Below are 25,514 nucleotides of genomic sequence, written 5' to 3' on the forward strand. Positions count from 1 at the left end.
TCTAAATAATGGCAACCGAAATTAAAGCACCGGTATTTCCAGAGTCAGTTGCGGATGGTACGATCGCAACTTGGCACAAACAACCAGGTGAAGCAGTATCACGTGATGAAGTGATCTGTGATATTGAAACTGATAAAGTTGTTTTAGAAGTTGTTGCTCCTGCAGACGGTACAATTGCATCAATCGTTAAAAATGAAGGCGATACAGTGCTTTCTGCTGAAGTGATTGCACAGTTTGAAGAAGGTGCTGTATCTGGCGCAACTCAAACTCAAGCAGTTCAATCTGAAACTGAAGCATCAGTAGAGCAAGCTGCTGCAAAAACTGAAGCGGGTAATGCACCGATCGTTGAGCGTCAACAGGTTCAAGACCAGGCTCCAGCAGTACGTAAAGCATTGACTGAATCTGGTATCAATGCTGCTGACGTATCTGGTACAGGTCGTGGCGGTCGCATCACTAAAGAAGATGTTGCGAACCATCAGTCTAAACCTGCAGTGCCTGCTGCTGCACCGTTAAGCGTTGCGGTTGGTGAACGTATTGAAAAACGCGTTCCAATGACTCGTCTGCGTAAACGTGTTGCTGAACGTCTGCTTGCTGCAACTCAAGAAACAGCAATGTTGACTACGTTCAACGAAGTTAACATGAAACCAATCATGGAAATGCGTAACCAGTACAAAGAAGCGTTTGAAAAACGTCATGGTGCGCGTCTAGGCTTCATGTCATTCTTCGTTAAAGCTGCGACTGAAGCACTGAAACGCTATCCAGCAGTGAATGCATCGATCGATGGCGACGACATTGTTTACCATGGTTACTATGACATTGGTGTAGCGGTTTCTTCTGACCGTGGTCTAGTGGTTCCTGTTCTTCGTGATACAGACCGCATGAACTATGCTGAAGTTGAAAACGGCATCCGTGCATACGCTGGGAAAGCGCGTGAAGGTAAACTTGCGATTGAAGACATGACTGGTGGTACTTTCACAATTACCAACGGTGGTACTTTCGGTTCATTACTTTCAACTCCAATCTTGAACACTCCACAAACTGCGATCTTGGGTATGCATAAAATCCAGGAACGTCCTATGGCAGTGAATGGTCAGGTTGAAATCTTGCCAATGATGTACCTAGCGCTTTCTTATGACCACCGTCTCATTGATGGTAAAGAAGCTGTAGGTTTCCTTGTAACAATCAAAGAATTGTTAGAAGAACCAGCTCGTCTGATCCTTGATCTTTAATTTTAAAGAATAAATCCATGGGCTTAGGGTGATCCTCTAGGCCCATTTTTGGAGAGAATAATGTCTCAACAATTCGATTTAGTTGTAATTGGTGGTGGCCCAGGTGGCTACGAAGCTGCAATTCGTGCTGCACAGCTTGGTTTTAAAGTTGCATGTATCGAAAAACGTATTCATAAAGGTAAACCTTCTTTAGGCGGTACTTGCTTAAACGTCGGTTGTATTCCTTCTAAAGCACTTCTAGATTCTTCTCACCGTTATGAAGATACTGTTAAGCATTTAGATGACCACGGTATTACAACGGGTGAAGTTGCTTTCGATTTGTCTAAAATGCTAGCGCGTAAAGACAAAGTCGTTGAGCAATTGACTGGTGGCGTTGCACAGTTACTTAAAGGTAATGGCATCGAATGGTTACAGGGTACTGGTAAATTACTTGCTGGTAAAAAAGTTGAGTTCGTACCGCATGAAGGCGAAACTCAGGTTTTAGAGCCTAAATATGTCATTCTTGCATCTGGTTCTGTACCAGTAAATATTCCTGTTGCTCCTGTAGATCAAGACCTGATCGTGGACTCAACTGGTGCGCTTGAATTCCCAGAAGTGCCTAAACGTCTTGGTGTGATCGGTGCTGGTGTAATCGGTCTTGAACTTGGTTCAGTATGGCGTCGTCTCGGTGCGGAAGTTGTTGTATTTGAAGCAATGGACGCATTCTTGCCAATGGCTGACAAAGCATTAGCAAAAGACTACCAAAAATTACTGACCAAACAAGGTCTTGATATCCGTATCGGTGCGAAAGTTTCTGGTACTGAAGTTAATGGTCGTGAAGTGACTGTTAAATACAGCCAAGGCGGCGAAGACAAAGAACAGACTTTCGATAAGCTGATCGTTTGTGTGGGTCGTCGTGCTTATGCTGAAGGCCTATTGGCTGAAGATTCAGGTATCAAACTGACTGAGCGTGGTCTGGTTGAAGTAAACGACTGGTGTGCAACTTCTGTTGAAGGCGTATACGCAATCGGTGACTTAGTACGTGGTCCAATGCTTGCACATAAAGCAATGGAAGAAGGCGTAATGGCTGTTGAACGTATCCACGGTCATGCTGCTCAAGTGAACTATGACACTATCATTTCTGTCATCTACACTCATCCGGAAGCGGCTTGGGTAGGTTTAACAGAAGAGCAAGCCAAAGAAAAAGGTCATGAAGTGAAAACTGGTCAATTCGGTTTTGCTGTAAATGGTCGTGCTTTGGCGGCTGGTGAAGGTGCAGGTTTCGTGAAGTTTGTTGCTGATGCAAAAACTGACCGTCTACTAGGTATGCACGTGATTGGACCTGCTGCGTCTGATATCGTTCACCAAGGTATGATTGCACTTGAGTTTGTATCTTCAGTTGAAGATCTACAGTTGATGACGTTTGGTCACCCAACATTCTCTGAAGTCGTACATGAAGCTGCTCTTGCAGTCGATGGTCGTGCGATTCACGCGATCCAACGTAAGCGTAAGTAATTCTTCAAAGAGCGGCTCCGGCTGCTCTTTTTACATTTGATGGTTGTTTTTGAATGAATAATCATCTAAAAATAAAGATAAGTAAAATTTAAGATCCAAAAATACCAATATTGATTGATGTGAACCAAGAAATATTGGGAATACGTGTAATAACAAAGTCAAATAAGTAGTAAAAGGTTAATCAATGAATTTACATGAGTATCAAGCAAAAGCGTTATTAAAAAAATATGGGATGCCTGTACAAGAAGGTATTCTTGCTACCAATGCTGAAGAAACAGTACATGCTTTTGAGCAGCTTGGTGGGAAGTTTGCAGTATTAAAAGCGCAGGTTCACGCAGGTGGTCGTGGCAAAGCGGGTGGGGTAAAAGTGGTAAAGTCGGCTGAAGAAGCAGCTGAATATGCCAATCAGATTATTGGTTCACGTTTAGTGACCTATCAAACCGATGCAAATGGTCAGCCAGTCAATAGTATTTTGGTGTCTGAAGATGTTTATCCGGTTGAACGTGAACTTTATTTAGGTGCGGTGGTTGACCGTTCTAGCCGTCGTATTACTTTTATGGCATCTACTGAAGGTGGTGTCGAAATTGAAAAAGTTGCAGAAGAAAATCCTGAAAAAATCATTAAAGTGGAAGTTGATCCTTTAGTAGGGTTATTGCCATTTCAGGCGCGTGAAGTGGCGTTTGCACTTAAGTTAAAAGATAACCAGATCAACCAATTTGTCAAAGTCATGACAGCTGCTTACCAAGCTTTTGTCGAAAATGATTTTGCTTTATTTGAAATTAACCCGCTCTCTGTACGTGAAAATGGTGATATTCTTTGTGTCGATGCCAAAGTCGGCATTGATTCGAATGCACTGTATCGCCTGCCTGAAGTCGCAGTTTTACGTGATAAATCACAAGAAAATGAGCGTGAGCTGAAAGCGTCTGAATTTGATTTGAACTATGTAGCGTTAGAAGGCAATATCGGTTGTATGGTCAATGGTGCCGGTCTTGCGATGGCAACCATGGACATTATCAAGCTTTATGGTGGTCAGCCAGCTAACTTCCTGGATGTGGGTGGTGGTGCAACCAAAGAGCGTGTAATTGAAGCATTTAAAATTATCTTGGCAGATTCTTCTGTACAAGGTGTCTTGATTAATATTTTTGGTGGAATTGTACGTTGTGACATGATTGCTGAAGCAATTATTGCAGCGGTTCAGGAGGTAAATGTCACTGTGCCTGTCGTTGTTCGTCTTGAAGGGAACAATGCAGAGCTTGGTGCCAAGTTACTGGATGAATCTGGTTTGAAATTGATTTCTGCAAATGGCCTGGCCGATGCTGCAGAAAAAATTGTTGCTGCAGTAAAAGCTTAAGGAGTATCACAATGAGCGTATTAATTAATAAAGACACCAAAGTTTTAGTCCAAGGCTTTACAGGCAAGAACGGTACATTCCACTCTGAACAGGCTATTGCCTACGGCACTAAAGTTGTTGGTGGAGTAACACCGGGTAAAGGTGGTCAATCACATCTGGATCTGCCAGTATTTAATACTATGCGTGAAGCGGTGCAAGAAACTCAAGCTGATGCTTCTGTAATTTATGTGCCTGCACCTTTTGTACTTGATTCTATTGTAGAAGCTGTTGACTCAGGTATTGAGCTGATCGTTGTGATTACTGAAGGTGTACCAACACTGGATATGCTGAAAGCCAAACGTTATTTGGAAACCAATGGTAATGGCACGCGTCTGATTGGTCCAAACTGTCCGGGTATCATTACGCCAGGCGAGTGTAAGATCGGGATTATGCCGGGTCATATTCACCAGCCAGGTAAGATCGGCATTATCTCACGTTCAGGTACTTTAACTTATGAAGCGGTTGCACAAACCACTAAATTAGGTCTTGGACAGTCTACATGTATCGGGATCGGTGGTGATCCGATTCCAGGCATGAACCAGATTGATTGCTTGAAACTGTTCCAGGAAGATCCACAAACTGAAGCCATTATCATGATTGGTGAAATTGGCGGTACTGCTGAGGAAGAAGCAGCTGAGTATATTCAGTCACATGTGACCAAGCCAGTGGTAGGTTATATCGCCGGTGTCACAGCGCCGAAAGGTAAGCGTATGGGTCACGCAGGTGCCATCATTTCCGGCGGTAAAGGAACTGCTGAAGAGAAGTTTGCAGCCTTTGAACGCGCGGGAATGGCGTATACACGTAGTCCTGCTGAGCTGGGTTCAACCATGCTTCAGGTCTTGAAAGAAAAAGGTTTAGCTTAATTTATTAAGCTGATAAAAAGCCCTCACTCTTGAGGGCTTTTTTATAATTGCTGTAAAAGAAAATTAAAGTCTAACTAAATGATAATTCGAAAATTGAGTATTTAGCTATCTACACCAGCTTTAGCTTTCAGGCTTTGGGTCAGCCCATTGATGTCACCGCCCTGAATGCCTAATTCATTCATCAGACTATCAATCAAAGGTGCCTGGCTACGATAACGCAAAGCACTATTCACCACCTGATCGGAGAGGGCAACATTGCTGCCTTCATGATGGGCATCTGCCTGACAAGAACCCGCATGTGTGCCATGTAAACCATTGACTTGCAAAATCTTGATGTCATCAATGTTTTCCATAGGCTTAACACTTTCACGAATGATTTCAGGCAGGTATTTCAGCATGGCTAGGCGGATTTGCATTTCCACCTGTTCAGATGACAGTACATTATTTGCTTCATTCACTGCACGGGTACCTTCAGCATCGACCTGATACTGTTTCTCCATCGCTTGAGCAAGTAAGACTTTGGCATCCGCTTCACCTTTGGCTTTCAGGCGAACTTTTTCAGCTTCGGCTTCAGCGGCTATACGAACCGCTTCTGCATCATCAGCTGCTGCCTGCTTGCCAGCTTCAGCTGCAACGGTAATGGCAATCGCATCTTTCTCAGCCTGTTCTTTGGCTGCCACCAGTTCAACCGCTTTTTGACGTTCTGCTTGCTGGATCTGACGGACAGTGACGACTTCTTCTTCCGCTTTAACCGCTTGAGCACGTGCCTGATCAGCTAAAGCTTTGGCTTCAGATTCAGCACGAGATTTTTCTGCAATCGCAATCGCACGATCCTGTTCAGCCAGTTCAATCGTTTTCTTCTGTTCAACTTGGGCTTTTTGAATGAGCTGTGCTTTCTGAATGTTTTCATTTTCAACATCACGAGCTGCCAGAATGCGTTTCAGTTCTACTTCACGTTCAGCAGCAATACGAGCTTCTTCCGCTTCACGTTTTTTTGCAGCTTCCTGAGCTGCAATTTCAGCTAACTGTTCAGCGCGGCGAATCGAAATTTCACGTTCCTGTTGCAGTTTGGCATATTCTTCTTCACGGATAATTTGTAGACGTGCTTGCTCGGCTTCCAGATTTTTGGCTTTAATGGCCAGATCTGTATCCTGTTCAATATGATTACGCTTACGGCGACGATCTTCAATCGTTTCAGTGAGTTTGGTCAAACCTTCAGCATCGAAAGCATTTTGCGGATTAAAGTATTTAAAGCCAGTTTGATCTAAGCCAGTTAAAGAAACAGTTTCAAGCTCCAGACCATTTTTGTGCAGATCTTCAGATACCACTTGCTGTACTTTTTGTACGAAGTCGACCCGTTTTTCATGTAGTTCTTCCATGGCCATTTCAGCAGCTACCGCACGTAAAGAGTCGACAAATTTGCCTTCCACAAGATTTTTCAATTCATTTGGCGACATGGTTTTTTGACCAAGAGTTTGTGCTGCAGTTGCAATCGAATCGGCAGTTGGCTTAACGCGTACGTAAAATTCAGCCATTACATCGACACGCATGCGATCACGGGTAATCAGCGCCTGATCATCGGCACGGCGGACTTCCAGACGTAGGGTATTCATATTCACTGGAATGATTTCATGTAGCACCGGAAGTACCAAAGCTCCACCGCCTAAAATCACTTTTTCACCACCCCAACCGGTACGTACAAAGGAAATCTCTTTACTGGAACGACGGTATAAACGTGCAATGATTAATCCGAAGGTGACTAGGCCAACGAATATAATCCCCGCAATAATCAAAACATTATATAAATCAAAATTTAGCATTGTTCTAAAGTCTCTTTGGGCAAGCTTGATTTTTATAGGAAATTGGTTTAATTAAAGTTCAATAGCCTGAAAGCCATTTTTAGTTTTTTGAGTCAGAACAACTGTCTGACCTTGATTAAATATTTCATTGAGTTCAGGTTCGACCAGCACATAATGGGTCTTACCATGCTGATCCTGAACTTTGGCCTGCGCAGGGGAGTTAGCTTTGGCATCTCCCAGAATAATGGTAGCGGTTCGTCCGATCAGTTCATCGCTATAGATCGCGATGGTTTCATCCTGAGGCAGAATTTTGGCAGCAAGCACGGACAGCCCACGTACAATCGGCATGCATAAAAATAAACAGGCAGGGGAAATAATCCATGCATTTAAAAGCTGGCTGGTAAATCGTTCGAACAGGCCTTGGATTAATAATCCGCTCAGACCATAACTGGTCAGGAAAATAATGAGCCAGATAAAGAGAGGCAGGCGACCCAGATAAAGCCAGTCGAATACTTTATTGAGCAGGCCAGCATGCTGATCAACACCTACTTCCGAGTGAAGCGGTTCTTCAGGCAGGAATTGTTCGAACATATTTTGGGAGCCGCCTCCCAGCATCAGCAAGACACATTCCAAGGCAGCAAACATCAGCATCAGACTTAAACTAATACTAAATACAATGTTGGAAGGATGAGTGAACAGTTCCCACATGAGTTTCTGTCTCTAATTATGGTTTTATAAAAATTTTATGACCCTGTTAAAGATAACAGTTATTAATAAAATTGTAAGCAAAAAAACAACAAAATTCCCTATTGCGATAGCTTGATAAAATCTAAAAATTAAAAATATGTGATGGGCTTTTCTTTGATGCTAACAAATGTCGACTATTTTATAGGTAGGCGAATCTGAGGTTTTATCTAAAGAGTAGAAAAGCAATTGATGTACGCCTGCTTTTCTATCCCTATATAGATGTATAAAAAAACTAAAGGATGGCGGTCTGGATACGAACTTTCATTTCTAGGGCTTGTTGCAGGATATAGCTCTTCATCCATTGCACCTGTTCGCCCATTGGATTGGTTTTTACTGCAGTCTCCAGAAATTTAAGTTCAGGCTGATTAAATAGTTGTTCGTCGAGAGCCTGTTCCAATACCTGAGTATTTGCAGACAAAGGTAAGGTCACCAAGAAGAATGCTTTAGGATAGTTATAGAAAGCATAAAGCAGGTTAAAAGCCTTTTGATCGCCTCTCAGATTGCCGGCACCTATTTCGTAACCTGCCTGCTGGTTGCTATAAGTTATACCGAGCAGGTATTCCCATTGACCATTCAGCTTACGCAGGCCAAACTGCACGCCAATCTGATCCGTTGTCAGTTCATGCTGGATATAAATATTTAATGGACTGCCATCTTCAGTATAGGGTTCCTGAAGAACCAAAATATGTTGCTGGTGCTTGTAAATAAAACCGGCAAGTTTTGCCTGTTCCAGACGGGATTTTAAAGTATCTAAATCAAATTCGTTATAAGGCATACATAGTTTATAAATTGGAAGAACTAATCCTACTCTAATTTTTTTTCACCACGATGTGAACTGTCCGTTTAGATGATTAATATATCATTTCATTACTAAAAGTAATCTTCCAGAGTGCTTTGACTAAACAATCAATTGTCTTTATTTAGCTAAGCTATCAGATTCATAAAAACTGATAGTTGATATTAGTGAATTTTTATATGACGTTTTAATATATGAATATCACAAAACAAGCAATCGTTATGAGAAGTTAATCACTATAATGAATATAAATTTTATAAAGTGTAATAAGTACACGTGTAATACGCAGGTTGTCCATGTCATTAAATGAGGAAAGACTTACTCATCTTAAACAGCTTGAAGCTGAGAGTATTCACATCATTCGCGAAGTTGCTGCCGAGTTTGAAAATCCGGTTATGCTTTATTCAATCGGTAAAGATTCAGCAGTCATGCTGCATTTAGCACTGAAAGCGTTTTATCCTGCAAAACTTCCATTCCCGCTACTTCATGTAGATACCGGCTGGAAATTCAAAGACATGATCAAGTTCCGTGACAACATGGCCAAAGAACATGGCTTTGATCTGATCGTGCATCAGAACAAAGAAGGTCGTGATGCGGGCGTAAACCCATTTGACTATGGTAGCTCTAAATATACTGACATTATGAAAACCCAAGGCTTGAAACAGGCTTTGGATAAATATCAGTTTGATGCTGCTTTCGGTGGTGCACGTCGTGACGAAGAAAAATCACGTGCCAAAGAACGTGTTTATTCATTCCGTGACTCTAAACACCGTTGGGATCCGAAAAACCAGCGCCCAGAACTTTGGAACCTTTACAATGGTAAAGTGAACAAAGGCGAAAGTATTCGCGTATTCCCATTGTCTAACTGGACTGAGCTGGACATCTGGCAATATATCTATCTTGAAAATATCAAACTTGTTCCATTGTACTTAGCTGCTGAACGTCCAGTCGTTGAGCGTAATGGTACGCTGATTATGGTTGATGATGAGCGTATGCGCCTGAATCCAGGCGAAGTGCCACAAATGAAATCGGTTCGTTTCCGTACTTTAGGTTGTTACCCTCTGACTGGTGCAGTTGAATCAACTGCAACAACTTTACCGGAAATTATCCAGGAAATGCTTTTAGCGACCACATCTGAACGTCAAGGCCGTATGATCGACCATGATGAAGCAGGTTCGATGGAAAAGAAAAAGCAGGAAGGTTACTTCTAAGAGAAATCTCCCCCGGCCCCTCTTTTCCAAAGAGGGGAGAAAAAGTCTCCCTTAACAAAGGGAGATTTAGAGGGATTAAAAGAAACCGATTTCAACGTATTTGTGGAGCTATGAGCGATGTCTCACCAATCAGAACTTATTAGCCAAGACATTTTGGCTTATTTGAAACAGCACGAAAATAAAGACTTATTGCGTTTCCTGACCTGCGGTAACGTGGATGATGGTAAATCAACCCTGATCGGTCGTCTGCTTTATGATTCAAAACTGATTTATGAAGATCAGCTGCAAGCGGTTACCCGTGACTCTAAAAAAGTCGGTACGACTGGCGATGCACCTGACCTTGCACTTCTTGTAGATGGTCTGCAAGCTGAACGTGAGCAGGGTATTACAATCGATGTGGCTTACCGTTATTTCTCTACTGAAAAACGTAAGTTCATCATTGCCGACACCCCGGGACACGAGCAATATACCCGTAATATGGCGACAGGTGCGTCGACTGCGGATCTTGCCATCATCCTAATCGATGCGCGTTACGGTGTTCAGACTCAAACACGTCGTCACTCATTCATTGCGAGCCTGTTAGGTATTCGTAATATCGTGGTTGCAGTGAACAAGATGGACCTAGTTGAATTCTCTGAAGCACGCTTCAATGAAATTCAGGCTGAGTACAACAAGTTCGTGGATCAGTTGGGCGATCGTAAACCTGAAAATATTATTTTCACACCGATTTCTGCGTTGAACGGTGATAACGTGGTAAACAAATCACCAAATACGCCGTGGTACCAAGGTCAAACCTTAATGGAGACGTTGGAAACTGTAGAAATTACGCGTAATACCAGCAAAGATGAATTCCGTTTCCCAGTTCAGTATGTAAACCGTCCTAACCTCGACTTCCGTGGTTTCTGCGGTACCATCGCACTGGGTGAAGTGAAAGTTGGTGATGAAATTGTTGCGCTGCCATCTGGCAAGAAATCGACAGTAAAAGAAATCGTCACTTTTGATGGTAATCTGGATCATGCTGTAGCTGGTCAAGCTGTTACTTTAACACTGAACGATGAGATTGATATTTCACGTGGTAACGTGTTGGTAAAAGCGGGTGAACAACCACTGATTTCACGTTCTGCTCGCGCGTCTGTAGTGTGGATGAACGATCAGCCGCTTGTCGTTGGCAAACTTTATAATGTGAAGTTTGGTACTCAAACTATCCCTGCGAAAGTTGCGAAAATTAACTACCGTACCAATGTCAACACATTGGAAAAACTACAAGTAGAGCAGCTTGATCTGAATGCGATTGCTGATGTCACTATCGAATTTGATGCGCCAGTGGTATTTGACCGTTATCAAGACAGCCGTTACACAGGTTCATTCATCTTCATCGACCGTCTAAGCAACGTGACGGTTGGTGCGGGTATGGTTGAAGCTGCAGTGGAATGGACTGCACATAACGAGCCTGTTACTGCTGAAGCACGTGCTGCACGTTTAGGTCAAAAACCTGCTGCAGTCACTGTCACTGCTAAAGCGCTAGAAAATGCTCAAGCACTTGAAAGCCTGTTGATTCAACAAGGTGTGGTTGCAATTGCGAAAGCAGGTCTGACTGCTGAACAGGTTGCGCTTGTTCGTGAAACTGGTGTAGTAGTGATTACTGACCTTACAGAAGGTACAGATGTGACTTACACAGCCGATGCAGTTGAAGAACTGGCTGAGAAAATTGTGGAATTGGTTCGTCTATAAGGCTGGACTGATTTAAGAAAAACCCGCTGTAAGGCGGGTTTTTTATTGTCTGAATTTTGATTGTTTGAAAATCATTCGAATAATAAAAATGTGATCTTTCAATTTATTCGCTGCTTTATACAATGCTCTCAGATGGGGGAATGTATGAAAAAATTATTATTACTAATTGGACTATGTGTAGCTTTTGGAGTAGAAGCCAAGCAGGGCAGCCAAAGTGCGGAAGCAATTAAACAGAAGATTATTAAGGAATCTATTGAGAGCTATCCGGGCAATTGTCCATGTCCTTATAATACTGCACGTAATGGCAGTCGTTGCGGTAAACGGAGTGCTTATAATCGTGCTGGAGGTTATGCGCCACTTTGCTATCCGGAAGATGTTAGTGATCGGATGGTGCGAGAATATAAAAGTTAAAATTTAAGTTGAGGCACTAAGATTATAAATCATCTATTTTTATACATTTAGATAAGACAGTAACTATACAAAAGGTTCCTAGTTAAAGTGTTGTAATCTCAACTGAGAAAATGGCTTTATAAGGAAGGATGTTTTTCACAAGTATTTCGTGCCTACTTTTCTTCTTAAATTTAACTTTTATTGCTTTACTTGAAATAAATTCAATATTATCTATGATAAGATATATCTTAATTAAATTTAAGATATATCTTTGTTATGTCTAAAACACCTCATTTTGTCTTAACAGAAGAACGAGAAAGTCCCGCAAAACCTCGTAAACGCCTCTTTGAAGCAGGTGAAATGAAACTGCTCGTGCTGCATTTTATTGCTCAAGCGCCTAAGTACAGCTATGACATTATCAAAGATGTTGCTGCTTTGGTTGGGGGGGACTATAAACCGAGTACAGGCACGATCTGCCCGACGATTAACTATCTTGAAGAACAGCAATATACCCAAGTAGTTATGAGTGCTGATGAGCGTAAGCAGTATCACATTACAGACAAAGGCCGTGAGCATCTTGAATATAGTCGGGAAACCCTAGAAAAAGTGCTTAGCCGTTTTGAAACCCGTCGCCGTATTCAAGAAGATGAACGCTATATCGATATCCATAATTCAATGGAAAACCTGAAAGCTTCATTACGATTCAAACTGCAAAATGAACTTCGTCCAGAGCAGCTCAGTGATATTGCTGCCCAGATTGAACAGGCTGCAATTAATATCCGTCAACTGTAGGAGCAGGACATGAAACAACATCAATATGAAGTGACTGTTAAACATCTGGCTGATGCTCAAGGTAATCCATCAACCTATACTGAGGAGCTACAGTTTCAGATGGGTAATCACGATGACATCTTTAAAATACTGGAAAAACTTCAAGCCAGTCAGTTGCTCGATTCGGAAAGCACCAAGGCATTTACTGTTGGTTTAAAACTGTTTAGTGAAGTCATGCTGGAAAATAAAGATTTGCCACTCTTCAAGGAATTCATGCCGCAATTTGCCCAGTTTATGAAATCCCTGAAACAGACAGTTAAAGTGCAAAGTGAAGGAAAGTAAGTAAGTATTCTAAAGGTCATTTATGAAAAAAATCTCCCAAAATTTCACCCAAAACATCTGAACTGGTTAATGCCCTTGATTCTTTCCGGCATTATGAGTGGCGCGATTTCCTGTTTTAACATGCTGCTGAATAAAGGCTGGAGCAATGCGTTTATCTCGCTATGGTTACATGCTTGGGGACTGTCATGGCTGGTGGCATTTCCACTGATTCTACTTGTCTTGCCGCTGGTACGTAAATTCCTGATACAGTTTGTGCAGATGCCAGATCAATCTGCTAAATAAAAGATTGAGCCGCTTGAATCAGTCGGAATCGGATGATTCATTTAGAACTTGAAATAAAATAGATTTCATTTCAGTTAGGCTTTTCACACCAGCAATACGGTAAATAATCTGTCCATTTTTAAAGATAAGAGTAGAAGGCAGGCCATAGACGTTATAGCGTAAGGTCAGAATCGGTGATTGATCAACATTGATCTTACCGAACTTAATTTCTGGCTTTTGCCCAGCATAATGCACTGCCAGTTTCTCAAAAACTGGAAAATTCTGTACACAGGGCTTGCACCAGTCAGCATAGAACCGGATCACAGCAAGGCCTTCAAACCATTCGAAGTCACTGTGATTATCTTCATTGTAGGTGATGACTGCTGACATGAATTTGCTCTCATCATTTCAAAATTAAGATTTAAACCAGCTCATAGTGAGTTCAGCCTGACCGGTATTCTCATCGATTCCTTGATTGATCATCTTAAAACCCTGCTTTTGGTAAAAATGAACTGCTGATGTATTTGCAGCATAGACATTTAAATGCAGCTGATTACATTGCTGTTTTAAGAAATTAACTAAACAGCGGCCATAGCCAGCACCTTGTTGCTCTGGATCAATGAAAAGCGCAGCTAAGACATTTTCCGATTTTAATAACGAAACAAAGCCAAGCACCGTATGATTTTCTTTAAGGACATAGTTTTCTGCTAAGGGTTAAATATACATCTCGCATTGGAAGCAGCTGATTTTCCCAATAACTAGTAGGAATAAAATCATGCGCCTTTAAAGAAGCCTGGAACCAGATTTCAAGAATAGCGTCGATATCCTCGGTTTTCGCTTTTGTAATTATTGTCATCAGTGGTCTTATATCAATTTACTAAATAGGCAGCTGATTATACATAAGTCCATGCTGCTTCAATCCATAGCATTTCTATGTTCAAATAAGTTCGAAAAATACGAAACGTAAAGATTAGGGAAAGAATCCATGACGCAACACAGCATGCAACAAGTCATCATTACAGAACCGGGTGATGTAGAGAAACTCGCTTATGAAACCGTTGCCATCCCTGAACCTAAAGCAGACGAAGTGCTAGTCAAGGTACATGCTTTCGGGATTAACCGTCCGGATATCTTGCAGCGTCAGGGCTTGTATCCAATGCCTAAGGGAGTGACTCCGGTACCGGGTCTGGAAGTTGCCGGTGAAGTGGTTGCAGTCGGGAGTAAAGTAAGCCAGTTTAAAGTAGGTGACAAAGTCTGCGGTCTGACCAATGGCGGTGGTTATGCAGAATATAGCGTCGTGCCTGAAAGCCAGACTTTAAACATTCCTGAAGGTGTGAGTTTTGTACAGGCTGCGGCGATTCCGGAAACCTTTTTCACTGTTTGGGCAAATGTGTTCCAGATGGGTAAGGCTAAGGCAGGAGAGACTGTACTGATTCATGGCGGAACTAGCGGAATCGGAACCACGGCCTTAATGCTGTGCAAATCTCTAGGCATCAAAACCTTCGCGACAGCAGGCAGTGATGAAAAAATTCAGGCGATTTCACATCTGACCACAGGAATCAATTACAAGACCCAAGACTTTGAGCAGGTCATCAATGAAGCTACGGATAATGCCGGTGTAGATGTGATTCTGGATATGGTGGGTGCGCCGTACCTAGAGAAAAATCTGAATCTGCTGCGTCGTGATGGTCGTCTGGTGTATATTGCATTCCTGGGCGGCGCTAAAGCTAAGGATGTAAAATTGGGTCAAATCATGATGAAACGTTTGACCATTACTGGTTCTACCATGCGTGCACGCAATACGGCTGAGAAAGCTGAAATTGCCCAAGGCCTGAAAGAGCATGTGACACCACTCTGGGCAAAAGGCGAATGTTTACCGATGATTTATAAAACCTTCAAGTTTGACCAGATTCAGGATGCGCATGCAACGATGGATACGGGTGAACATATTGGTAAGATTGTGGTGGAAATCATCTAATTATTCTTGTGATAGAAATACTAAAAGCCAACTTTTGTTGGCTTTTATTTTGCATAAAAAACGATAACTAATTTAAATTAATTGCTTGAAATAGGGATATAAATTTTAAAAAACGGTAAAAAGTGTCGATTGTTCGACACAACCTGTCAAAACCGAGGAGTAAATTAGCGCTTAAATATAATCTGACTAAATTGTTTGGTATTAGATGAAATGTCACGTATTAAAAGGAAGTATATTATGAAGATAGTGTCGACCCCTTATACGCATGAACATGGCTTTCGTGCATTGAAGCGTTTGCATAAAGCGATTATCCGTAATCAGTTACTTCGTTCCGACTTACACAAGCTGTATCAAGCCATGTTGCATCTGGAACGCTATATGGAACGGCTGAGCCACTCAGCACCGAAACCACACTACAAACGTCGTAAAAAATCTTAAATACCCCTTGCCTATTAGCCTTAAGTTGAAGTGAATAACTCTAATCTCCTTTTTATTTGGCTGTATAATTTTCCCATAATTTAAAAATTCTAAGCAGATGATTCATTGTGCTGCACAAGCGGCATGAAGAGGGTATTTATGAAGGACAATGCGTCAACGCATGAGCGCCTCGCAGACCGTTTGGCAAATATTTTAACCAAACTTAATATAGGGCATCAGTTGAGTGTACAGGAGCTGGCACGAGAATTTCAGGTCAGCACTCGTACCATTGAGCGTGATTTTGTTCGTCTGAATGCGTATTTGCCGCTCATACAGGATGAAAATACGAAACGCTATTATCTTGAGCCTTCATATTTAGGGCGTTTCAAGTTACAGGATATCCAGAATTTTGCACAGTTGTCCGGAATCAGTGAGCTGTATCCGGCACTGGATATGTCTTTTATTCGTGAATTGTTGGATGAGCGGGCAAATCAGGTATTTTCGGCAAAAGGCTATTATTTTGAAGATGCCAAACAGTTTGCCGAGCATTTCAAGTTGCTTGCAGGGGCGATTTATAAACGGCAGCAGATTGAGCTGCAATATTCCGATCAAGCACGAATCATCCAGCCATACCGGTTGATTCATCATCATGGCATCTGGTATCTGGCCGGTGTCACTGAAGCTGAGCTCAAAACCTATCGTTTAAGTCAGTTGCAGGAAGTCAAACTGGTTCTTGAAAATGAAAGCTTTGAGCATGATCCTGAAGTTCTGAAAATGCTGGCAGATGAAGATAGCATCTGGTTTGGCCAGCAGAAACAGCAGGTTTTGATGAAGGTGCAACCTGAAGTCACGGTATTTTTTAAAGAGCGCCGTTTATTTCCGGAACAGCAGATCGAACAGGAATCAGAGTGTGGAGAATTATTGATTAGTTGTCAGATTCGTCATGAAATGCAGTTGCTGCCACTGGTACGTTACTGGCTACCGCATGTAAAGATCATTGAGCCGATTCATTTTCAGGAAAAACTGGAACAGGATCTGGAAGGTTATTTACGCTCTGCTAGATAATATTTTGAAAGTAGAGCAGGTTGGCGAATGCTAATAAAATTCTATTGAGAATTAGATTTAGCAAATTTCAGGCATAAAAAAACCAGCTTTCGCTGGGTTTTTTATTTACACCATCTTCAGTAGTAGAAGAATGGTGCCCGAGGCCAGACTCGAACTGGCACGCTTTGTGGGCGGGGGATTTTAAATCCCCTGTGTCTACCGATTTCACCACTCGGGCTTTAACAAGATTGGAGGCGGAGGTCGGAATCGAACCGGCGTCCACGGAGTTGCAGTCCGCTGCATGACCACTCTGCCACCCCGCCGCGTCTTGTTGATGCGTATATTATCAAGCTCTGAAAAAAAAACAATAGGATATTCATTTGTATGCGCATAAAAACAGCATATGGCGGAAAATATTCAGAATTATCATGTAGAATGTGCAAAATTGATTCATATCAACACTTGGGAGAAGTGCCGTGGCATTAGTTCTAGACGGTCGTGCATTGGCGAAGCAAATTGAAGCTGACTTGTTAACTCGCGTAGAAGCGCTAAAAGCAAAATCAGGTCGTACTCCAATTCTTGCGACTATTTTGGTGGGTGATGATGGCGCATCTGCAACTTATGTGCGTATGAAAGGTAATGCTTGCCGCCGTGTTGGTATGGATTCATTAAAAGTTGAGCTTCCAAAAGAAACAACTACTGAAGAGTTGCTTGCTGAAATTGAAAAATTGAATGCAAATCCGGATGTTCACGGCATTCTTTTACAACATCCAGTACCTGCACAAATTGATGAACGTGCTTGTTTCGATGCAATCGCGCTTGAAAAAGATGTAGATGGTGTGACTTGCCTGGGTTATGGTCGTATGGCGATGGGTGAAGCAGCTTACGGTTCTGCAACGCCTGCAGGTATCATGACCATCCTGAAAGAAAACAATATTGAAATCGCAGGTAAACATGCGGTAGTGGTTGGTCGTTCTGCGATTTTAGGTAAACCGATGGCAGCAATGTTACTTGAAGCGAATGCTACTGTGACCATTTGTCATTCACGTACTCAAAATCTGCCTGAATTTGTAAAACAGGCTGACATCATTGTAGGTGCAGTGGGTAAAGCTGAACTGATCCAGAAAGACTGGATTAAACCGGGTGCCGTTGTTGTTGATGCTGGCTTCCACCCACGTGATGGCGGCGGTGTAGGCGATATTCAATTAGTCGGTATCGAAGAAATCGCTTCTGCTTATACCCCAGTTCCGGGTGGTGTAGGTCCTATGACGATTACAACTTTAATTCGTCAAACTGTAGAAGCTGCTGAGAAGGCTTTGGGTTAATTGAAATTTAATTAGTTACGGCGGAGTCGTATCGTTGTGACTATTAAGATGTAAGAAGTTCATTTGTTACTTTTGTTTCGGCAAAAGTAACCAAAACCATTTGTCATTCGCAGAACTCGTCATATTTCTTTTGCGTGGTTGATGTGTCGCAAAAACAGGACGAATTAGATTTTAGTCTGCCTCGAACAGCTGCGAATGACGTGGTCATGTATCCGATTAATGTATAAATTCCAATAAACATATTTTCGCATCAAGGCTTTCTTCATGAGCTGTACCTTCCAATTTCCTAAAGCCCCTGAGCATTTACTTCAAGCCTTACATCAAGTCATTCCCAATTGTGAACTAACGGCACAACAACTGCCGGAAACACCGATTTCACTCTGGCTGATTCCACCAGTTTTTCCGACAGACAAACTTGACGATGAAGTGATTCGCCGGATCTGGAATGATACGCCATACTGGATCTTCTGCTGGGCATCTGGACTGGCCATGGCACAATGGCTGCTGGCTGAACCGCATCATGTCAAAGACAAGGTAGTGCTGGATTTTGGTGCGGGTTCCGGTGTAGTTGCGATTGCTGCGAAAATGGCAGGAGCCAAGCAGGTGATCTGTTGCGATATCGATCAGGTCAGTCTGAATGCCTGTCGTGCCAATGCTGAGCTAAATGATGTTGAGCTGGAATATCTGGATGATCTCTATAAAACAGAACAGGTGGATATACTGCTAGCGGCTGACGTGCTTTATGATCAGTGTAACCGATTCTTTCTGGATGAATTCCTGAAATTTGCACCCGAGGTCTGGGTTGCAGACAGCCGGGTTAAAAACTTTAATCATCCACAATATCTCAAACTGGATGAACGCAGTGCAACCACCTGGCCAGATTTAGATGAATCACCCGAATTCCGCAATGTTAGCTTCTATCGAACCAAATAAAACACAAGAGTTAAAAAATAAAAAAGGGCATCAAGCCCTTTTTTTATGCTCTGTTTTTATGAGCAGGTATAACGAATCACACGTACAGTGGTAGGGCGGGCATCTAATGCCTCTCGGGCACCTGGATTTTCACTGTTATATAAATCAGGTGTATTACTCAAGCTGATCTGGGTGCGGCTATCCCCAAGTTGACGGCCATACTGAACCTGTTCAGGTGTTGGGTTAACTATTTCCTGACTATTGATAATCTGGATATTATAGCTTTTAGAGCTTCCAAGAACTTGTCTGCAAGCAGCCTGTAATCTGTTTTCATCCTGACTTGGTCGTCCTGCTAATGTATAGCTTAAGGTCGCAGTATTTTCTGAACGTTCCAGGATTTCATATCCGGTCTGACCGTTAAATTGTTGAGGTGCCGTCTGACATGCTGTCAGGCCTAAAGTGCCGATAGTTAAGCCGAGTAAAAAAACTGTTTTTTTCATCATGATGATTTCCCGTATTTTTATCAGACAAGTATGCCATAGCAACGAAATAGCGGAATGGCACTAAACATAAAATTCCAATAAAAAAGCTTTCCGAATGTTTCCATCCGGAAAGCTCCTAGAGCAATACAGCTACTTAGTCATCAGTAATCATGCTGTGCTTTTTAGTGTCTTTCATAAAGACATAAGTCAGCAGTGACAGGCCAATCATAAAAGTAATGTAATAGAAGAAGTAGTTTTCATGGCCGGCATTTTTAAAGCTTAAAGCCACCAGTTCTGCTGTACCCCCAAATAGGGTGTTGGCAATCGCATAAGGCAAAGCTACGCCTAAGGCACGGATGTGGGCAGGGAATAGCTCAGCTTTTACTACGGCATTAATCGCTGTGTAACCAGTCACAATCACCATACCACTCATACATAACATGAATGCTGTAGTTGGGTTGGTAGTTGTGCCTAAGCCATTAAAGATAGGAATGGTAAAGAGAACACCTAATACGCCAAAGGCAATCATGATTGGCTTGCGGCCAATTTTGTCAGAGAGCGCACCCACAACTGGTTGCAATAACATGAATACGAAGATGGCGAGGGTTGTGATTTCAGTCGCTGTAGTCTTTTCAAAACCAGAAGTATTGACTAGGTACTTTTGCAGATAAGTAGTGAAAGTATTGAAAGCTAAAGTACCACCTGCAGTCAGCATGATTACGGTAAACGCCTGTTTAGGGTATTTAGTGAATAAAGCTAAGGCACCGGATTTAGGACCACCTTTTTTCGCCTGTTCAACAGCCTGTTTTGAAGATTGTGTTTCTACCAGACCGCGACGGATCCAGAACACTACAATCGCTAAGAATGCACCAATCAGGAAGGGAATACGCCAGCCCCATTCAGTGAGTTGTGCTTCAGTCAAAGCGCGTTGTAGGAAAATCAGTACACACAGTGCCAATAGTTGACCTGAGATCAGGGTCACATACTGGAAGCTTGAATAGAAACCACGATGATTTTTACCTGCCATTTCAGTTAAGTAGGTGGCACTTGAACCGTATTCACCACCTACACTCAGACCTTGTAACAATCGTGCAAATAACAACAGCGCAGGGGCCAGCATACCCACTGAATCATAGGTAGGTGCACAGGCGATAATCAGGGAACCGACACACATCAAAGATACAGAAAGTGTTAAACCGGCTTTACGACCCTTGCGGTCAGCGTAAATCCCCATAATCCATGCGCCAATCGGACGCATCAAGAAACCAAGTGCGAATACAGCAGCAGCCTGAAGGAGCTTGACAGTATTGTCACCATCAGGGAAGAACTGTGAAGCGAAATATAAGGTAAAAGCTGCATAAACATACCAGTCGTACCATTCGACTAGATTACCTGCAGAACCACCGAGAATAGATTTAACCCGTGTTTTACGGTCAAGCTGCGGTGTAGCAGCTTCAGGAAGTGGCTGATTCACAACATTGCTCCAAAGGAATGCTGTAAAACACATCTTTTTTAAATTTTCATTGCTATAAAATCTAAAAAGTTATGTTTTAGTGAGAGAGAAAGTGAGGAGATTTCATATACTTATACGCCTCCAAGTTTTCTGTTTTTATAGGACTTTAGTCTTAATAAATAATGGAATTTTTAAATATTTTTATAAAACATAGATTTACTATTTTTTTAGAGTAATTACTTGATTTTTATATTGGATTAACTGGTTAAATGATGTTCTTTGAGGAGATTAATAAACAGTGAATGTGGTTTTTATTTAGATGTAAAACAGATTAAAAGATTGGCTTTAACCTTGCCTTAAAATAATAAAAAAAGGCCGCTTACGCGACCTTTTTAAAATTAAATCAGCAATTAAGCAGATTTGACCGCTTTAAGAAGTTCAGCTTGGCGTTTTTTCAACGCTTCTGGCAGACGATCACCCAATTTGTTGAACAATTCAGTGTGGCTTTCAAGTTCTTTGATCCATTGATCTTTGTCTTGAGAAGTTACAAGGTCAAATTGTTCTTTAGTGAAATCAGAACCAGTCCAGTTTAGCTGTTCATAAGTAGGTACACGGCCGATTGGAGTTTCAACAGCATCAGCACGACCTTCACAGCGATCGATGATCCACTCAAGAACACGCATGTTTTGACCGAAACCAGGCCATACGAAGTTGCCTTCAGTATCACGACGGAACCAGTTCACGTTGTAGATACCAGGAAGCTTGTTACCAGCAGCAGCAGCTTTCTCGCCAACTTTCTCACCCATTTCTAACCAGTGAGTGAAGTAGTCAGCCATGTTGTAGCCAGCAAATGGAAGCATCGCAAATGGGTCGCGACGAACGATACCTTGTTGACCAACAGCAGCAGCAGTTGTTTCAGAACCCATGGTGGCAGCTTTATAAACACCATCAACCCAGTCAAATGCTTCTGAAATTAGAGGCACTGTGTCTGCACGGCGACCACCGAAGATGAACGCAGAAATTGGAACACCTGCTGGATTTTCCCAATCCGCATCGATAGAAGGGCATTGACCAGCAGAAACTGTGAAACGAGCGTTCGGATGAGCCGCTTTTTCTTCGCCAGTGTGTGGTTGACCTTTCCAGTTAGTCAGATTCGCAGGTGCTTCTTTAGTCAGACCTTCCCACCAAACTTCACCGTTGTCAGCCACAGCAACGTTTGTATAGATTACGTCTTTATGAAGAGTTGCCATACAGTTCGGATTCGTTTTGGTATTTGTACCAGGAGCTACACCGAAGAAACCAGCTTCAGGGTTGATTGCATATAAACGACCATCTTCACCTGGTTTGATCCAGGCAATATCGTCACCTACAGTTTCAATTTTCCAGCCTTCATAACCTGCTGGTGGAATCAGCATCGCGAAGTTTGTTTTACCACAAGCAGATGGGAATGCAGCTGCGATGTAGTGTTTTTCGCCTTTAGGGTTAGTCACGCCAAGGATTAGCATATGTTCAGCTAACCAGCCTTGTTGACGACCCATATAAGATGCAATACGTAAAGCCAGGCATTTTTTACCTAACAATGCGTTACCGCCGTAACCAGAACCAAATGACCAGATTTCACGAGTTTCTGGGTAGTGCACGATGTATTTTTCTTTGTTGCAAGGCCAAGCAACATCTTTTTGACCTTCTTCAAGTGGTGCACCCACAGTGTGTACGCAAGGAACAAATTCACCATCTGTACCTAGAACGTCATAAACAGCTTTACCCATACGAGCCATTTTAGACATGCTGACTGCCACATAAGGAGAGTCAGTTAATTCGATACCGATGTGCGCAATGTGTGAACCCAAAGGACCCATAGAGAATGGAACCACATATAGGGTACGACCTTTCATTGAACCGTCAAACAGACCATTCAATTTTTCGCGCATAACTGCTGGATCTTCCCAGTTGTTGGTGGCGCCAGCATCTTCTTTATTTGCAGAACAGATAAAAGTACGGTCTTCAACACGAGCAACGTCAGAAGGATCAGAATTTGCAAGATAAGAACCAGGATGTTTCTCTTGGTTAAGCGCTTGCATTGTGCCGTTAGCGATCATCAAGTCGATATAACGTTGATATTCTTCTGCGCTACCGTCACACCATTCAATTTTTGCTGGTTTTGTTAATTTAGCAATTTCTTCCACCCATGCAATAAGCTTAGGGTGACGAACGAATTCTGGTGCGTTCACTTGGGTCATGGTGAGGCCTATCTCAAATGTGTACAAAATTTTGTACAAAGTACAATCCGGTCAATAAAATACTGGCCAGATGAAATATGAAAAAAAGTGGCTGTATTAAAGCATAAAATCATCAAAAAAATAAGACTAAAGAAGTGCTGGATTTTATTTGGAATATTATGCTATTTTCTGTTTAAATTTATATAAAACAATAAGATATAAATAAAATCAAAACCTTAAATATGTATTTATTATCTTTATGTGTGGTATTTACTTTAATTATTTATATTTGAATCAAATATTTAATTAAAATTGTTCAATTGTATTTGTTATTGATTAAATAAATGGTCGCCATTCGAATTTTACATAAAGCAACTGTTAATTGTTTATGAATTGGACAAAATGCCAATAGGTGTGCATCAATCTGTGTAAAAAATGTCTAATCAATCTAAACCCTTATCTATTATTTATAATCATAGTTCTGGTTTCCGTCTATTTGACCAGCAAGAAAAATATGAGCAATTACTAGATATTTTTGCAGCGCATGATTTTGAGACTAAAGCCTTTGAAATCAATGATCCAGAACAGTTCAAAACAGTGATTGCTGAAGTATTGCAACGGCATCAACAATCGCCAGATCATGGTGTGGTCGTGGCAGCAGGAGGAGATGGAACGCTCAATTCAGTCGCCAAACACCTGCTTGAAACTGATATTCCAGTCGGAATATTGCCTTTAGGTACTTTTAACTATGCGGCAAGATTGCTGGATATTCCCTTAGATTTGGTTGAAGCCGCACAAGTCATTGCAACGGGTCAAACCAAATGTATCCATGTAGCGCGTATTAATCAGGAAATCTACCTGAACAATGCTAGTCTGGGCTTATATCCCTTATTTATTAAAAAACGTGAAGACTATAATCGCATATTTGGCCGTCTCCCTTTACATGCCTATACCTCAGCACTCGATGTTTTGATTCGTGACCGTAAAGAATTAAAACTGGAAATCTGGGTAGATCAGAAAAAATATCCGGTCAAAACTCCACTGATTTTCTTTGGCAATAATCCACTTCAACTGGCAGACATGAAAATGCGGATTGCCCAAGCTGCTGAGCAAGGGAAGGTGGCTGGGGTTGTGGTCTCCAAAAGTGACAAGCTGACGTTATTCAAGCTGGTATATCAGTTAATTCGGGGCAAAATTGATGAAGCCTCCGATGTCTATAGCTTTTCCGCAGATCAGGTGCGAATTGAGTCTAAACGTAAGAAATTAATGGTTGCCATAGATGGGGAGACGGTAGAAATGACACCACCGTTAAATATTTCAGTTTTAAAAAATAGTTTAAGTGTAATGGTGCCGCATGATTCTGCATCTCTCTGATCTACATTTTGGTACAGAAAGGCCTGAATGTTTGGAAGCCATCCGGCAATTTTGTCGGGATCATCAATTGGAAGCGGTGGTAGTCAGCGGCGATCTCACCCAGCGAGCACGTTTGGGACAATTTTTTGCCTGTAAACGGTTTCTGGATCAGTTGAATACGCCTTATCTTGTGATACCAGGGAATCATGACATTCCGCTTTATCATTTATGGAATCGGCTATTTACTCCATTTACCCGTTATCAATTATTTTTTGGTGAACTCGAGCCTGTTTTAGAAACCGAACATTTTTATCTGATTGGGGTAAATTCGATTAGACGTCGATATCATACCAAAGGGCATTTATCACTCGAACAGATTCAAAGGATTGACCTAAAACTACAGCAGGCACCTGCTTCCAAAATTAAGATTATTGTCAGTCATCAACCTTTTTATGTGCCATTTCAGAATAGGAGAGGTTTTAAGGATATTCCCCTGATGGCCAAAATTGCATTGGAGTCTTGGTCGCAACATGGTCTGTTTGCTGTATTGCATGGGCATTTGCATCATACCGCAGTCTATGATTTGAACCATATATTCGAATTGGGAGGAGATCATCCAGTTTATGATGTACATGCGGGGACTTCTGCGTCGCATCGACTCCATAGGAATCAGCCGAATAGCTTTAATGCAATTGATGAAACAGGAAAAATCACGCAATATTGTTTTGATGAACAGTTAAAAACCTTTTTTCCACAGCCTGATCCCATAAATAAATAGACAAAAAATACGCAATCCATCAAAAAATTAAAAAAAAACCAATTTTTTTTCATTTTTGCCCTTGAAGCATTTTATTCCATCTCCATAAAAAGCACATCAAAAAATTTTGATGATGACCAATGGAATAAATAAGTCGTCATCGGTGATCTAAAAAAGACTTAGTCTGATGGAGTTATTTATGAGCAACATTCGTCCATTACATGACCGCGTTGTTATTCGTCGTGTTGAAGAAGAAACAAAAACAGCTGGGGGCATCTTACTTCCAGGTTCTGCTGCTGAAAAACCTGCACAAGGTGAAATCATTGCAGTTGGTAATGGTCAAATCACTGACAATGGCGTACGCGCGTTAGACGTAAAAGTTGGCGACAAAGTATTGTTCGGTACTTATGCAGGTACAACTGTAAAAGTAAACGGCGAAGAACTTTTAATCATGAAAGAGTCTGACATCCTAGCAGTATTAGAAGCTTAATCTGCGCCAGATCGTTTTACTCATTCCAATTCAGATTTTGTAAAGATACAACAATATTCG

At 41.8% G+C, this 25,514-nt stretch carries 26 protein-coding genes and 2 tRNA genes; 18 read left to right on the top strand and 10 right to left on the bottom strand.

Annotation, left to right across the window (positions count from 1 at the left end):
* The first annotated feature begins 8 nt into the window (after positions 1–8).
* From odhB to sucD, 4 genes are all read left to right on the top strand, one after another.
* Positions 9–1,229 (top strand): 2-oxoglutarate dehydrogenase complex dihydrolipoyllysine-residue succinyltransferase, encoded by a 1,221-nt coding sequence (odhB, locus tag ACWM1W_RS04270; protein ID WP_208462616.1) that lies wholly within the window; start codon positions 9–11, stop codon positions 1,227–1,229.
* 60 nt (positions 1,230–1,289) lie between these two features.
* Positions 1,290–2,723 carry a dihydrolipoyl dehydrogenase gene (lpdA, locus tag ACWM1W_RS04275; protein WP_004782973.1) on the top strand — a complete coding sequence of 478 codons (1,434 nt, stop codon included), beginning with the start codon at positions 1,290–1,292 and terminating at the stop codon, positions 2,721–2,723.
* 184 nt (positions 2,724–2,907) lie between these two features.
* Positions 2,908–4,074, top strand: coding sequence for an ADP-forming succinate--CoA ligase subunit beta (gene sucC, locus ACWM1W_RS04280; protein WP_104426439.1), 1,167 nt, complete (start codon positions 2,908–2,910; stop codon positions 4,072–4,074).
* An 11-nt stretch (positions 4,075–4,085) separates the two neighbouring features.
* The gene (gene sucD, locus ACWM1W_RS04285) at positions 4,086–4,976 is read left to right on the top strand and encodes a succinate--CoA ligase subunit alpha (protein WP_005234623.1); all 891 of its coding nucleotides are present in this window, start codon (positions 4,086–4,088) and stop codon (positions 4,974–4,976) included.
* Positions 4,977–5,077: 101 nt separating this feature from the next.
* Here sucD and ACWM1W_RS04290 read toward each other — a convergent pair whose 3' ends face one another.
* The 3 genes from ACWM1W_RS04290 to ACWM1W_RS04300 form a co-directional block, all read right to left on the bottom strand.
* On the bottom strand, positions 5,078–6,796 hold the full coding sequence (locus ACWM1W_RS04290) for a flotillin family protein (protein WP_208462617.1): 1,719 nt from the start codon (positions 6,794–6,796) through the stop codon (positions 5,078–5,080).
* Between the two features lie 51 nt (positions 6,797–6,847).
* The gene (locus ACWM1W_RS04295; RefSeq protein ID WP_208462618.1) at positions 6,848–7,483 is read right to left on the bottom strand and encodes a YqiJ family protein; all 636 of its coding nucleotides are present in this window, start codon (positions 7,481–7,483) and stop codon (positions 6,848–6,850) included.
* Positions 7,484–7,754: 271 nt separating this feature from the next.
* Entirely contained in the window at positions 7,755–8,297 is a 543-nt protein-coding gene (locus tag ACWM1W_RS04300; RefSeq protein ID WP_208462619.1) for a hypothetical protein, read from the bottom strand.
* A gap of 317 nt (positions 8,298–8,614) precedes the next feature.
* On the opposite strand from ACWM1W_RS04300, the gene cysD reads away from it, so the two are divergent.
* The 6 genes from cysD (at position 8,615) to ACWM1W_RS04330 (ending at position 13,045) form a co-directional block, all read left to right on the top strand.
* Positions 8,615–9,529 (top strand): sulfate adenylyltransferase subunit CysD, encoded by a 915-nt coding sequence (gene cysD / locus ACWM1W_RS04305; protein WP_034170514.1) that lies wholly within the window; start codon positions 8,615–8,617, stop codon positions 9,527–9,529.
* Positions 9,530–9,646: 117 nt separating this feature from the next.
* Positions 9,647–11,260, top strand: a complete 1,614-nt coding sequence (gene cysN, locus ACWM1W_RS04310; protein ID WP_104426435.1) for a sulfate adenylyltransferase subunit CysN — start codon at positions 9,647–9,649, stop codon at positions 11,258–11,260.
* Positions 11,261–11,404: 144 nt separating this feature from the next.
* Positions 11,405–11,671 carry a hypothetical protein gene (locus tag ACWM1W_RS04315; RefSeq protein ID WP_208462620.1) on the top strand — a complete coding sequence of 89 codons (267 nt, stop codon included), beginning with the start codon at positions 11,405–11,407 and terminating at the stop codon, positions 11,669–11,671.
* A 255-nt stretch (positions 11,672–11,926) separates the two neighbouring features.
* Positions 11,927–12,442 (top strand): PadR family transcriptional regulator, encoded by a 516-nt coding sequence (locus ACWM1W_RS04320; protein ID WP_208462414.1) that lies wholly within the window; start codon positions 11,927–11,929, stop codon positions 12,440–12,442.
* A gap of 9 nt (positions 12,443–12,451) precedes the next feature.
* Entirely contained in the window at positions 12,452–12,763 is a 312-nt protein-coding gene (locus tag ACWM1W_RS04325) for a DUF3861 domain-containing protein (protein ID WP_208462415.1), read from the top strand.
* A 69-nt stretch (positions 12,764–12,832) separates the two neighbouring features.
* Positions 12,833–13,045 carry a DUF2798 domain-containing protein gene (locus ACWM1W_RS04330; protein WP_208462416.1) on the top strand — a complete coding sequence of 71 codons (213 nt, stop codon included), beginning with the start codon at positions 12,833–12,835 and terminating at the stop codon, positions 13,043–13,045.
* Between the two features lie 18 nt (positions 13,046–13,063).
* On the opposite strand, the gene ACWM1W_RS04335 is transcribed toward ACWM1W_RS04330, so the two are convergent.
* Positions 13,064–13,414 (bottom strand): thioredoxin family protein, encoded by a 351-nt coding sequence (locus ACWM1W_RS04335; RefSeq protein ID WP_208462417.1) that lies wholly within the window; start codon positions 13,412–13,414, stop codon positions 13,064–13,066.
* A 24-nt stretch (positions 13,415–13,438) separates the two neighbouring features.
* Positions 13,439–13,699: a GNAT family N-acetyltransferase gene (locus tag ACWM1W_RS04340; RefSeq protein ID WP_228301719.1), complete on the bottom strand. Its 261-nt coding sequence runs from the start codon at positions 13,697–13,699 to the stop codon at positions 13,439–13,441.
* A gap of 310 nt (positions 13,700–14,009) precedes the next feature.
* On the opposite strand from ACWM1W_RS04340, the gene ACWM1W_RS04345 reads away from it, so the two are divergent.
* From ACWM1W_RS04345 to ACWM1W_RS04355, 3 genes are all read left to right on the top strand, one after another.
* The gene (locus ACWM1W_RS04345; protein ID WP_104426430.1) at positions 14,010–15,002 is read left to right on the top strand and encodes an NAD(P)H-quinone oxidoreductase; all 993 of its coding nucleotides are present in this window, start codon (positions 14,010–14,012) and stop codon (positions 15,000–15,002) included.
* A 237-nt stretch (positions 15,003–15,239) separates the two neighbouring features.
* Complete coding sequence (locus ACWM1W_RS04350) at positions 15,240–15,440, top strand: hypothetical protein (protein ID WP_004782944.1); 201 nt, start codon at positions 15,240–15,242, stop codon at positions 15,438–15,440.
* A 138-nt stretch (positions 15,441–15,578) separates the two neighbouring features.
* The gene (locus ACWM1W_RS04355; RefSeq protein ID WP_208462418.1) at positions 15,579–16,484 is read left to right on the top strand and encodes a helix-turn-helix transcriptional regulator; all 906 of its coding nucleotides are present in this window, start codon (positions 15,579–15,581) and stop codon (positions 16,482–16,484) included.
* Positions 16,485–16,615: 131 nt separating this feature from the next.
* Here the strand turns inward: ACWM1W_RS04355 and ACWM1W_RS04360 are convergent.
* Positions 16,616–16,701: transfer RNA gene (locus tag ACWM1W_RS04360), tRNA-Leu, on the bottom strand.
* An 11-nt stretch (positions 16,702–16,712) separates the two neighbouring features.
* Positions 16,713–16,786: transfer RNA gene (locus tag ACWM1W_RS04365), tRNA-Cys, on the bottom strand.
* 153 nt (positions 16,787–16,939) lie between these two features.
* Here ACWM1W_RS04365 and folD point away from each other — a divergent pair.
* Together folD and ACWM1W_RS04375 are read left to right on the top strand one after the other, a co-directional pair.
* Positions 16,940–17,788 (top strand): bifunctional methylenetetrahydrofolate dehydrogenase/methenyltetrahydrofolate cyclohydrolase FolD, encoded by an 849-nt coding sequence (gene folD / locus ACWM1W_RS04370; protein WP_208462419.1) that lies wholly within the window; start codon positions 16,940–16,942, stop codon positions 17,786–17,788.
* A 264-nt stretch (positions 17,789–18,052) separates the two neighbouring features.
* Complete coding sequence (locus ACWM1W_RS04375; RefSeq protein ID WP_208462420.1) at positions 18,053–18,721, top strand: class I SAM-dependent methyltransferase; 669 nt, start codon at positions 18,053–18,055, stop codon at positions 18,719–18,721.
* A gap of 56 nt (positions 18,722–18,777) precedes the next feature.
* Here ACWM1W_RS04375 and ACWM1W_RS04380 read toward each other — a convergent pair whose 3' ends face one another.
* From ACWM1W_RS04380 to ACWM1W_RS04390, 3 genes are all read right to left on the bottom strand, one after another.
* Positions 18,778–19,203, bottom strand: a complete 426-nt coding sequence (locus ACWM1W_RS04380; RefSeq protein WP_208462421.1) for a hypothetical protein — start codon at positions 19,201–19,203, stop codon at positions 18,778–18,780.
* Between the two features lie 133 nt (positions 19,204–19,336).
* Positions 19,337–20,689, bottom strand: coding sequence for an MFS transporter (locus ACWM1W_RS04385; protein ID WP_375725714.1), 1,353 nt, complete (start codon positions 20,687–20,689; stop codon positions 19,337–19,339).
* Positions 20,690–21,045: 356 nt separating this feature from the next.
* The gene (locus ACWM1W_RS04390) at positions 21,046–22,875 is read right to left on the bottom strand and encodes a phosphoenolpyruvate carboxykinase (GTP) (protein ID WP_208462422.1); all 1,830 of its coding nucleotides are present in this window, start codon (positions 22,873–22,875) and stop codon (positions 21,046–21,048) included.
* 414 nt (positions 22,876–23,289) lie between these two features.
* Here ACWM1W_RS04390 and ACWM1W_RS04395 point away from each other — a divergent pair, with 414 nt between their 5' ends.
* The 3 genes from ACWM1W_RS04395 to ACWM1W_RS04405 all read left to right on the top strand — a co-directional run bounded on the left by ACWM1W_RS04395 (position 23,290) and on the right by ACWM1W_RS04405 (position 25,454).
* On the top strand, positions 23,290–24,228 hold the full coding sequence (locus ACWM1W_RS04395; RefSeq protein ID WP_208462423.1) for a diacylglycerol/lipid kinase family protein: 939 nt from the start codon (positions 23,290–23,292) through the stop codon (positions 24,226–24,228).
* Positions 24,209–24,985 carry a metallophosphoesterase family protein gene (locus ACWM1W_RS04400; protein ID WP_208462424.1) on the top strand — a complete coding sequence of 259 codons (777 nt, stop codon included), beginning with the start codon at positions 24,209–24,211 and terminating at the stop codon, positions 24,983–24,985. Before ACWM1W_RS04395 ends, ACWM1W_RS04400 begins: the two co-directional genes overlap by 20 nt.
* A gap of 178 nt (positions 24,986–25,163) precedes the next feature.
* Positions 25,164–25,454 (top strand): co-chaperone GroES, encoded by a 291-nt coding sequence (locus ACWM1W_RS04405; RefSeq protein WP_004646315.1) that lies wholly within the window; start codon positions 25,164–25,166, stop codon positions 25,452–25,454.
* Positions 25,455–25,514: the final 60 nt, after the last annotated feature.

It is taken from the genome of Acinetobacter sp. TW_SC_4 (assembly GCF_054861205.1).

Bases quoted from the DNA above. Each gene is read 5' to 3' on its own strand.
- odhB (WP_208462616.1), top strand. From the start codon at position 9: ATGGCAACCGAAATTAAAGCACCGGTATTTCCAGAGTCAGTTGCGGAT.
- lpdA (WP_004782973.1), top strand. From the start codon at position 1,290: ATGTCTCAACAATTCGATTTAGTTGTAATTGGTGGTGGCCCAGGTGGC.
- sucC (WP_104426439.1), top strand. From the start codon at position 2,908: ATGAATTTACATGAGTATCAAGCAAAAGCGTTATTAAAAAAATATGGG.
- sucD (WP_005234623.1), top strand. From the start codon at position 4,086: ATGAGCGTATTAATTAATAAAGACACCAAAGTTTTAGTCCAAGGCTTT.
- ACWM1W_RS04290 (WP_208462617.1), bottom strand. From the start codon at position 6,796: ATGCTAAATTTTGATTTATATAATGTTTTGATTATTGCGGGGATTATA.
- ACWM1W_RS04295 (WP_208462618.1), bottom strand. From the start codon at position 7,483: ATGTGGGAACTGTTCACTCATCCTTCCAACATTGTATTTAGTATTAGT.
- ACWM1W_RS04300 (WP_208462619.1), bottom strand. From the start codon at position 8,297: ATGCCTTATAACGAATTTGATTTAGATACTTTAAAATCCCGTCTGGAA.
- cysD (WP_034170514.1), top strand. From the start codon at position 8,615: ATGTCATTAAATGAGGAAAGACTTACTCATCTTAAACAGCTTGAAGCT.
- cysN (WP_104426435.1), top strand. From the start codon at position 9,647: ATGTCTCACCAATCAGAACTTATTAGCCAAGACATTTTGGCTTATTTG.
- ACWM1W_RS04315 (WP_208462620.1), top strand. From the start codon at position 11,405: ATGAAAAAATTATTATTACTAATTGGACTATGTGTAGCTTTTGGAGTA.
- ACWM1W_RS04320 (WP_208462414.1), top strand. From the start codon at position 11,927: ATGTCTAAAACACCTCATTTTGTCTTAACAGAAGAACGAGAAAGTCCC.
- ACWM1W_RS04325 (WP_208462415.1), top strand. From the start codon at position 12,452: ATGAAACAACATCAATATGAAGTGACTGTTAAACATCTGGCTGATGCT.
- ACWM1W_RS04330 (WP_208462416.1), top strand. From the start codon at position 12,833: ATGCCCTTGATTCTTTCCGGCATTATGAGTGGCGCGATTTCCTGTTTT.
- ACWM1W_RS04335 (WP_208462417.1), bottom strand. From the start codon at position 13,414: ATGTCAGCAGTCATCACCTACAATGAAGATAATCACAGTGACTTCGAA.
- ACWM1W_RS04345 (WP_104426430.1), top strand. From the start codon at position 14,010: ATGACGCAACACAGCATGCAACAAGTCATCATTACAGAACCGGGTGAT.
- ACWM1W_RS04350 (WP_004782944.1), top strand. From the start codon at position 15,240: ATGAAGATAGTGTCGACCCCTTATACGCATGAACATGGCTTTCGTGCA.
- ACWM1W_RS04355 (WP_208462418.1), top strand. From the start codon at position 15,579: ATGAAGGACAATGCGTCAACGCATGAGCGCCTCGCAGACCGTTTGGCA.
- ACWM1W_RS04375 (WP_208462420.1), top strand. From the start codon at position 18,053: ATGAGCTGTACCTTCCAATTTCCTAAAGCCCCTGAGCATTTACTTCAA.
- ACWM1W_RS04380 (WP_208462421.1), bottom strand. From the start codon at position 19,203: ATGATGAAAAAAACAGTTTTTTTACTCGGCTTAACTATCGGCACTTTA.
- ACWM1W_RS04385 (WP_375725714.1), bottom strand. From the start codon at position 20,689: ATGTGTTTTACAGCATTCCTTTGGAGCAATGTTGTGAATCAGCCACTT.
- ACWM1W_RS04390 (WP_208462422.1), bottom strand. From the start codon at position 22,875: ATGACCCAAGTGAACGCACCAGAATTCGTTCGTCACCCTAAGCTTATT.
- ACWM1W_RS04395 (WP_208462423.1), top strand. From the start codon at position 23,290: ATGTCTAATCAATCTAAACCCTTATCTATTATTTATAATCATAGTTCT.
- ACWM1W_RS04400 (WP_208462424.1), top strand. From the start codon at position 24,209: ATGATTCTGCATCTCTCTGATCTACATTTTGGTACAGAAAGGCCTGAA.
- ACWM1W_RS04405 (WP_004646315.1), top strand. From the start codon at position 25,164: ATGAGCAACATTCGTCCATTACATGACCGCGTTGTTATTCGTCGTGTT.